The 8,925-nt window shown below is 68.9% G+C and carries 9 protein-coding genes and 1 tRNA gene; 8 read left to right on the forward strand and 2 right to left on the reverse strand.

Translation table 11 applies throughout. The features are described 5' to 3' along the window. Positions 1-5 precede the first annotated feature (5 nt). The 6 genes from rplQ to GBB76_RS02980 all read left to right on the forward strand — a co-directional run bounded on the left by rplQ (position 6) and on the right by GBB76_RS02980 (position 5,855). Positions 6-434, forward strand: a complete 429-nt coding sequence (gene rplQ, locus GBB76_RS02955; RefSeq protein WP_152301904.1) for a 50S ribosomal protein L17 — start codon at positions 6-8, stop codon at positions 432-434. 175 nt (positions 435-609) lie between these two features. Next, positions 610-2,040, forward strand: coding sequence for a DegQ family serine endoprotease (locus GBB76_RS02960; protein WP_152301905.1), 1,431 nt, complete (start codon positions 610-612; stop codon positions 2,038-2,040). Positions 2,041-2,047: 7 nt separating this feature from the next. After that, the gene (locus tag GBB76_RS02965; RefSeq protein WP_152301906.1) at positions 2,048-3,367 is read left to right on the forward strand and encodes a replication-associated recombination protein A; all 1,320 of its coding nucleotides are present in this window, start codon (positions 2,048-2,050) and stop codon (positions 3,365-3,367) included. 33 nt (positions 3,368-3,400) lie between these two features. Continuing rightward, on the forward strand, positions 3,401-3,784 hold the full coding sequence (gene crcB / locus GBB76_RS02970) for a fluoride efflux transporter CrcB (RefSeq protein WP_152301907.1): 384 nt from the start codon (positions 3,401-3,403) through the stop codon (positions 3,782-3,784). Positions 3,785-3,832: 48 nt separating this feature from the next. Continuing rightward, complete coding sequence (locus GBB76_RS02975; protein ID WP_152301908.1) at positions 3,833-4,924, forward strand: RluA family pseudouridine synthase; 1,092 nt, start codon at positions 3,833-3,835, stop codon at positions 4,922-4,924. Between the two features lie 151 nt (positions 4,925-5,075). Beyond that, entirely contained in the window at positions 5,076-5,855 is a 780-nt protein-coding gene (locus GBB76_RS02980; RefSeq protein ID WP_152301909.1) for a polysaccharide deacetylase family protein, read from the forward strand. Between the two features lie 79 nt (positions 5,856-5,934). Here GBB76_RS02980 and GBB76_RS02985 read toward each other — a convergent pair. Continuing rightward, positions 5,935-6,019 (reverse strand) — tRNA-Leu (locus tag GBB76_RS02985). A 199-nt stretch (positions 6,020-6,218) separates the two neighbouring features. On the opposite strand from GBB76_RS02985, the gene lipB reads away from it, so the two are divergent. Further along, the gene (lipB, locus tag GBB76_RS02990; protein WP_152301910.1) at positions 6,219-6,956 is read left to right on the forward strand and encodes a lipoyl(octanoyl) transferase LipB; all 738 of its coding nucleotides are present in this window, start codon (positions 6,219-6,221) and stop codon (positions 6,954-6,956) included. 9 nt (positions 6,957-6,965) lie between these two features. Here lipB and GBB76_RS02995 read toward each other — a convergent pair whose 3' ends face one another. Continuing rightward, entirely contained in the window at positions 6,966-7,259 is a 294-nt protein-coding gene (locus tag GBB76_RS02995; protein ID WP_152301911.1) for an acylphosphatase, read from the reverse strand. 192 nt (positions 7,260-7,451) lie between these two features. Here GBB76_RS02995 and mgtE point away from each other — a divergent pair, with 192 nt between their 5' ends. After that, entirely contained in the window at positions 7,452-8,846 is a 1,395-nt protein-coding gene (mgtE, locus tag GBB76_RS03000) for a magnesium transporter (protein ID WP_152301912.1), read from the forward strand. The last annotated feature ends 79 nt before the right edge of the window (positions 8,847-8,925 follow it).

The raw sequence follows: 8,925 nt of genomic DNA on the forward strand, positions 1-8,925 counted from the left end.
TCACCATGAACCACGGCAAGGCATATCGCCGGTTCAACCGGACCGCGGAACACCGCAAGGCCATGTTCGCCAACATGGCGCAGGCGCTCATCACCCATGAGCAGATCATCACCACCCTGCCGAAGGCGAAGGATCTTCGCCCGGTGGTGGAGAAGCTGATCACCCTCGGCAAGCGCGGCAGCCTGCACGCCCGTCGTCAGGCGATCGCCGAAGTGCGCGACGTCGCCGTCGTGCGCAAGCTCTTCGACGTGATCGGCCCGCGCTACAAGGAGCGCAATGGCGGCTACACCCGCATCATCAAGGCTGGCTTCCGCCACGGTGATTCGGCCGCGATCGCCGTGATCGAGCTGGTCGACCGCGACGAGAGCGCCAAGGGCGCCGCCGATCTTGCCCGCCTCGAGGCCTCCAAGTCCGAGGAAGCCGCCGCCGCGTGATCGGCGCCGCAAGGCAAGAGCTTGACGGGCAAGAGATTGCACGAGTTCGAATGAGGGGCGGCTGGACCGCCCCTTTTTCTTTGGCGCGCCGCCGGAAGCACGCAAGCGCGGGCGAAATAGGCGCCGGGCGCGGCGGGGCCTTTCTCGACCGGCGGCTGCGGACTATATCTGGCGCATGAAACGCTTCGCCCTGATTGCCGCCTCGCTCCTCGTCGCCGTTCCCGCGCTCGCGCAGACGCCCGCGACCGGCGGGCCGCGCGTGCCGGGCTCGCGCGCCGAGATCGGTCTCAGCTTCGCCCCGGTGGTCGCGCGCACGGCGCCGGCCATCGTCAATGTCTACGCGATGAAGACGGCGGCACGGGGCAGCAACCCGCTGCTGGACGATCCGTTCTTCCGGCGCTTCTTCGGCGATCGCGGCGGCCCGGACGTGCCGGGCTTCGACATGCCGCGCGAGCGTATCCAGCGTTCGCTCGGCTCGGGCGTGCTGGTGGACCCGTCCGGCATCGTGGTGACCAATAATCACGTCATCGATGGTGCCGACGAGATCCGCCTGTCCCTGTCCGACAAGCGGGAGTTCGACGCCGAGGTGGTGCTGCGCGACCCGCGCACCGACATCGCCATCCTGCGCATCAAGGACGGGAAGGGCGCCTTTCCCTCGGCGACGCTCGGCTCGTCGGACGATCTTCAGGTCGGCGACATCGTGCTCGCCATCGGCAACCCGTTCGGCGTCGGTCAGACGGTGACGCAGGGCATCGTCTCCGCGCTCGCCCGCACGCAGCGCGGCATCACCGATTACGGCTTCTTCGTCCAGACCGATGCCGCCATCAATCCCGGCAATTCCGGCGGCGCGCTAGTGGACGGGGCAGGGCGCGTGGTCGGCATCAATACGGCGATCTTCTCGCGCTCGGGCGGCTCGCAGGGCATCGGCTTCGCCATCCCTGCCGACATGGTGCGCGTGGTGCTGCAATCGGCGCTGTCCGGCAGCAAGGTGGTGCGGCGGCCATGGCTGGGCGCCGACTTGCAGGAGGTGACGCCCGACATCGCCGAGGGGCTCGACGTGGTGCGCCCGACCGGCGCGCTGGTGCAGGGCGTGCTTCCCGGCAGCCCCGCCGCCAAGGCGGGCCTGCGCGCGGGCGATCTCATCGTGGCGGTCGCCGGGCAGGAGGTCGACGATCCCGACGCCTTCGGCTTCCGCTTCGCCACGCGTCCGCTGGGCGGCACGGTCGATGTCGCGATTATCCGTCAGGGCAAGCCGGCGACGCTGCGGGTGGGGCTGGAGGCGGCTCCCGAGACGGTGCCGCGCGACGAGATCGTCCTGTCCGGGCGCTCGCCGCTGTCCGGCGCCACCGTGGTCAACCTCTCCCCGGCGGTCATGGAGGAGATGCGTACCATGGGGGCGACGAAGGGCGTGGTGATCACGGCGGTCGAGGAGGGATCGCCCGCCCAGCGCACCAGCTTCAAGCCCGGCGATGTCATCCTCGACATCAACGGCACCCCTATTGCCACGACGGCGGACCTCCAGCGCATCACCCGCACGCCCTCGCGGGCGTGGCGGGTCACGCTCCAGCGCGGCGGGCGCGTCATCTCCGCGCTCCTTCCCGGCTGAGGCGCCCTTGGCCGATCTTTTCGCCAGCGCGGGAATGGAGGGGCAGGCGCCGCGCCCGCTGGCCGACCGGCTGCGTCCGCAGCGGCTCTCCGAGGTGGTCGGGCAGGAGCACCTGACCGGCGCGGACGGCATGCTGACCCGCATGATCGCCAACCGCTCGCTCGCATCGCTCATCTTCTGGGGGCCGCCGGGCACCGGAAAGACGACGGTGGCGCGTCTGCTGGCGCGGGAGACGGACCTGCATTTCGAGCAGATCTCCGCCATCTTCACCGGCGTCGCTGACCTCAAGAAGGTGTTCGAGGCCGCGCGCGGCCGGCGCGCCATTGGGCAGGGCACGCTGCTCTTCGTCGATGAGATCCACCGCTTCAACCGCGCCCAGCAGGACGGGTTTCTCCCCGTCATGGAAGACGGCACCATCACGCTGATCGGCGCGACGACGGAGAACCCGTCCTTCGAGCTGAACGCCGCGCTGCTTTCCCGCGCCCGCGTGCTGGTGTTCAAGGCGCTCGACGCACAGGCCATCGAGGGGCTGCTGCACCGCGCCGAGGAGATGGAAGGCCGCCGGCTTCCGCTGGAGCCGGAAGCGCGCGCCGCGCTCGCCGGCATGGCGGATGGGGACGGGCGCTATCTGCTCGGCCTCGCCGAGGAACTGCTGTCGCTGCCCGAAGGCCCCGATCTCGACGTGGCGGGCCTTGCCGCCACTATGCAGAAGCGGGCGCCGATCTACGACAAGGGACAGGACGAGCACTACAACCTGCTCAGCTGCTTCCATAAGAGCCTGCGCGGCTCGGACGTGAACGGCGCCATGTACTGGGCGGCGCGCATGATCACCGGCGGCGAGGATCCGGGAACGGTGTTCCGGCGCCTGTGCTGCGCGGCGTCGGAAGATGTCGGCATGGCCGATCCGCAGGCGATGCCGCAGGTGGTGGCGGCGTGGACCGCCTTCGATCGCGTCGGCTGGCCGGAGGGGCGGCTGTTCCTTGGCCAGGCCATCGCCTATGTCGCGACCGCGCCGAAGTCCAACGCCGCCTATTCCGCCTTCAACGCGGCGCTGGCGCTGGCGCAGAAGACCGGCTCCCTGCCGCCGCCCAAGCACATCCTCAACGCGCCGACCAAGCTGATGAAGGAACTCGGCTACCACGCCGGCTACCGTTACGATCACGATTATCCCGATGCGTTTTCGGGACAAGAGTTCTTTCCTGAAGAACTCGCCGGCGATTCCCGGGCAGACTTCTACACGCCGAACGAGCGCGGTTTCGAGCGCGACGTGAAGAAGCGTCTGGAATACTGGGCGCGGCTGCGCGCCGAGCGCCGGGGCGGCAAATAGGCAGTACGGGTACACAAGGGCGAGGGTCGTGGCGTGCATGGCTGGATTCTGATCTTCATCGGCGCCGGCATCGGCGGCGTGCTGCGCAACGCGGTCGGCCTCACCGCCATGCGGCTGTTCGGCATGGGCTTCCCGATCGGCACGATGGCGATCAACATCATCGGCTCACTCGTCATCGGGCTGGTCGCCGGCTGGCTCGCCTTCAAGGCCGGGGCCTCGTGGAGCATGTACGCCAAGGCCTTTGTCATCACCGGCGTGCTCGGCGGCTTCACCACCTTCTCGTCCTTCTCGCTGGAAGCGGCGATGCTGGTAGAGCGTGGCCAGTTCGGCCATGCGGCCATCTATGTGCTGGGTTCGGTCGGCCTCTCGCTCCTCGGCGTCTTCGCCGGACTGGCCGTGATGCGCGCTCTCGCGTGACGTGGCGCCCTGTCTCGGCTATGTGCTGGGGCGAGGAGTAACCGATCCATGGCCGTTGAGACTCGCCGCGTCGACCCGGATGAAGAGGGCATGCGGCTCGACCGCTGGTTCAAGACGCATTTCCCCGACCTGTCCTTCGGCCATCTGCAGAAGCTGCTGCGCAGCGGGCAGGTGCGGGTGGACGGTGGCCGGGTGAAGACCAATACGCGCCTTGAGTCCGGCCAGAGCATCCGCATCCCCCCGCTGGAGGAGAAGCCGCAGCTCTCCGCCGCCGACCATATGGAGGCGGCGGAGGCGAAGGCGCGGGGCGAGGCGCCGCCGCGTCCGCCCCGGATCACGGCGGAAGACGGCGAGCACGACGTCGCCGCGCCGGCGGTGAAGCGGGCGAGTTCCGACGACAAGGACGCCCGCGCGCTGCAGGACATGACGCTCTACGAGGACCGCGACGTGCTGGTGCTCAACAAGCCCTTCGGCCTCGCCGTGCAGGGCGGCTCGGGCACCTATCGCCATGTCGACGGCATGCTGGAGGCGCTGCGCGGCACCGACGGGCAGAAGCCGCGCCTCGTCCACCGCATCGACAAGGACACCTCGGGCATCCTGCTGGTGGCCCGCACGCGGCTGGCGGCCTCGACGCTGGCCAAGACCTTTCGCTCGCGCGCGGCCCGCAAGATCTACTGGGCGCTGGTGCCTGGCGTGCCGCGTCCGGCACAGGGACGCATCTCGACCTATCTCGCCAAGGACGAGGCGGCCGAAAAGATGCGCGTCGCCCGCCATGGCGACGACGAGGCCAGCCACGCCATCTCCTACTATGCCGTGGTCGACCATGCGGCGCAGAAGCTCGCCTGGCTGTCGCTCAAGCCGGTGACGGGGCGCACCCACCAGCTGCGCGCCCATGCCGCCCATATCGGCCATCCCATCGTCGGCGATCCGAAATATTTCAACGTCGAGAACTGGCCGCTGCCGGGCGGCTTGCAGAACCGGCTGCACCTGCTGGCGCGGCGCCTCGTCATTCCGCATCCGCGCGGCGACCGGCTGATCGACGTCTCCGCGCCGCTGCCTCCGCACATGCAGCAGAGCTGGAACGTGCTCGGCTTCGATGCCTCGCAATACGATCCCATCGTCGACGCGCCGGAAAGCTGACGGCTCCGCGAATCGCGAAAGCGGGCGTCCCCGGCCCGCCATGCGGCGCGCGGAGGGCTGGAACGCGCGCGGTGCGTGGAACGGCCGATGGCGCCCGCGCGTGCAATCGGCTACGCCGTCGCGGCCTGTCATCATTTCCGGATTCCCGACCATGCCGCGCATCGTCCGCCTTGCCCTCGTTCTGGCGATGTGCGGGGGAATCGCTCCCGCACTCGCCGGGCAGGACTGCGCCGGCCGGCTCGGCACCTCGCGCGTCATGGAGGTGGACCCGGCGGGGCTTCAGGTCGGCACCAAGCATTTCCCGCAGACGCTGGACCTCGCCGACAAGGAGGTCGTGCTGACCTTCGACGACGGCCCGCTGCCGGCGACGACGCCGGGCGTGCTGAAGGCGCTGGCGCGTGAATGCGTGCGGGCGACCTTCTTCGTCATCGGCCGCAACGCCGCCGCTCATCCCGACCTCGTGCGCCGCGAGATCGCCGAGGGGCACACGGTCGGCCATCACAGCATGACGCATCCGATGACGCTGGCCGACATGCCCTATGACAAGGCCGTCGCCGACATCGAGAAGGGGCTGAAGGCCGATGAGCGGGCCGCCTATGGCGAGGCTGGGGCGCAGCCGCGCGTGCCGTTCTTCCGCTTTCCTGGATTCGGCTCTTCGCCGGAACTGCTGGACTATCTGAAGCGGCGCGGCATCGGCGTTTTCGGCGCCGATCTGTGGGCGTCGGACTGGAACCCGATGACGCCGCAGGAGCAGCTCGATCTGGTGATGGCGCGCCTCGACCATGCGGGACGCGGGATCATCCTGTTTCACGACACGCGCGGCCAGACGCTGAAGATGCTCCCGGCCTTCCTCGCCGCGCTGAAGGAGAAGGGCTACCGCGTCGTCCACATCGTGCCGTCGCCGGCACGCACGGCGGCCGTGCCGCGCTGAGGCGGCGGGGCGCCGTTGAGGGCGCTGGAAACGACAACGGCGACCCGAGGGTCGCCGTGTGTTCCGAAACCGGAGAAAATGGTGCGGTCGAGAGGACTCGAACCTCCACGGTGTTACCCACTGCCACCTCAAGGCAGCGCGTCTACCAATTCCGCCACGACCGCGTCGCCAGACGCCGAACAGACCCGAAAGCTGCCCGGCGCGAGCGGGGCATCGTCTAACAGATCGAATGGGGCTCCACAAGGCCCGCGCCCGCTGCGGGTCCGCCGGCCGCTCAGGCTGTGGACAGCCACGCTCCCCGCGCATGGCGCCGCCGGTCGCGACGCAGGAGACAGCGAGCGGAGGCGTGATTATCTAGAGGCCATGAACGACGCACCAGGCTCCGCTCCCGCCATCGCCCGCGATGCGCTCTCGCCGCTGCTCCTGCCCCGGCCCGGCAGCCCGCCGGTGCGCTGGCGCGTGTCGCGCGTGCCGGTCGCCTATCCCGATGCGCTGGCGACAATGGACGCGCTGGCCGAGGACATCGCCGCCGGCCGCGCCGACGAACTTGTGTGGTTGCTGGAGCATCCCCCGCTCTACACCGCCGGCACCAGCGCGCGGCCGGAGGATCTGGTCGATTCCGGCCGATTCCCGATCTTCGAGACCGGGCGGGGAGGGCAGTTCACCTATCACGGCCCCGGCCAGCGGGTGGCCTATGTGATGCTGGACCTCAAGCGCCGCGAGCCGGACCTGCGCCGCTATGTGGCGGCGCTGGAGGAGTGGCTCATCCGCGCGCTCGATTCGTTCAACGTCCGCGGCGAGCGCCGCGAAGACCGCGTCGGCGTCTGGGTCCGCCATCCCACCAAAGCGGGCGAGGGCGAGGACAAGATCGCCGCCATCGGCATTCGCGTCCGCCGCTGGGTGACGATGCACGGCATCTCGCTGAACGTGGAGCCGGACCTGTCGCATTTCGGTGGCATCGTGCCCTGCGGGGTGCGCGAGCACGGCGTGACCAGCCTTGTCGACCTTGGCCTGCCGGTGACGATGGAGGATGCCGATCTCGCGCTGCGCGGCGCCTTCCAGACCGTGTTCGGGCCGGTGGTGGATGAGGACGCCGGCTAGCCGGCCTCCCTAGCCCGTCGGCCAGACCGCGAAGTCGTCGAAGGCCTCACCAACCGGCACGGTCTCCCCGGCCGCCCGCACCTCCGCGACCGCCGCCGAGGGAGGTCCCCGGCGGGCGGCGAGGATCAGATCCTCCAGATCTTCGGGCGGGGCGAAGACCAGCGCCTCGACCGAGCCGTCGTGCCGGTTGCGCACCCAGCCCTTGAGCCCCCGGCGCACCGCCTCGCGCGCGAACCAGGCCCGGTAGCCAACGCCCTGCACGCGGCCGCGTATGGCAAAGCGGGTGGCAGTGGTCTCGCTCATGGTCGTCTCCGTATAAGCCAAGGCCCGTATAAGCTAGGGCCGGCAAACGAACCGGATTGCCGAATGGGGCGTTGCCGACGGTGGAAATGTGCCGCCGCCGACGCTTCATTAACAAGAATCCCCCTAGATTGGACGAGGGTTTTCGGAAGGCGGAAACAGCGTCTGCGACCCTTCACCCGCACCGGAGAAAGCATGCGCGAAGAGACCGATCTCGCCGTTCCGCCGCGCGGGCCGGACCACGAAGCCGATCCCATCGACAAGCCCGGCTTCGTCGCGGCGGTGGCGGGCGCCATAGAGACGCGCAACATCGCGGCGCTGAAGGCGATCGTCGCCGACCTGCACGAAACCGATCTCGCGCGGCTGCTGGAGGCGCTGCCGGCCGCCGACCGGCCGCTGATGATCGAGCTGCTCGGCAGCGATTTCGACTTCACCGCGCTGACCGAACTCGACGAGACGGTGCGCCTGCAGATCCTTGAGGAACTGCCGCGCCAGACCGTCGTCGAGGGCATGCGCGATCTCGAATCCGACGACGCGGTCTACATCCTCGAAGATCTCGACGACGCCGAGAAGCAGGCGATCCTTGCCGACCTGCCGGTGCCGGAGCGCGCCGCGCTTCAGCGCAGCCTCGACTACCCCGAGGAAAGCGCCGGCCGGCGCATGCAGACCGAGTTCATCGCGCTGCCGCCGTTCTGGACCGTCGGGCAGGCGCTGGACTACATCGGCGAGACCGAGGGTCTGCCGGACGTCTTCTTCGAAGTCTTCGTCGTCGATCCGTCCTATCGCCTCAGCGGCTCGGTGCCGCTCGACCGGCTGTTGCGCACCAAGCGGGGCGTCAAGCTCGGCGAGGTGGTCACGCCGGACCGCCATGTGGTCAAGGCGACCGACGACCAGGAGGACGTCGCCCGCGTCTTCGAGCGCTACAACCTGATCTCCGCGCCCGTGGTCGACGAGGGCGACCGCCTCGTCGGCGTGCTCACCATCGACGACATCGTCGACGTCATCCAGGAGGAGGCCGACGAGGACCTCAAGGCGCTCGGCGGCGTCGCCGGCGACGAGGAGCTGTCCGACAGCTTCTGGTACATCGCCAAGAGCCGCTTCTCGTGGCTGCTTCTCAACCTGATCGCCGCCAACATCGCCTCCTTCGTCATCGCGCTGTTCGAGGAGGAGCTTCACCGCATGGTGGCGCTGGCGGTGCTGATGCCCATCGTCGCCAGCCAGGGCGGCAATGCCGGCACGCAGACCATGACGGTCGCCGTGCGCGCGCTGGCGACGCGTGAGCTGCGGCCAAGCAACGCACGGCGCGTCGTCGCCCGCGAACTGCTGGTGGGCCTGTTCAATGGCGTCGTCTTCGCCGTCATCATGGCCGTCGTCGTCTTCGCCCGCTTCGGAATCGCCGATCTGGGCTTCGTGATCGCACTGGCGATGATCATCAATCTGGTCGCCGCCGCACTTGGTGGTATCTTGATCCCACTGCTGCTCGATCGGCTGAAGGTCGATCCTGCGGTGTCGTCGGGGCCCTTCGTGACGACCGTGACCGATGTCGTTGGTTTTTTTGCGTTTCTCGGGATTGCGTCGCTGTGGTTTTGAACTCTGCCGTTAAAGTTTGTATGCATGGCCAATCCGGATTGTTCTCACGATGCCGCGGCATGCGTTGTGGATGACGGCA

This window comes from Ancylobacter sp. TS-1, from assembly GCF_009223885.1.
Classification (GTDB): domain Bacteria; phylum Pseudomonadota; class Alphaproteobacteria; order Rhizobiales; family Xanthobacteraceae; genus Ancylobacter.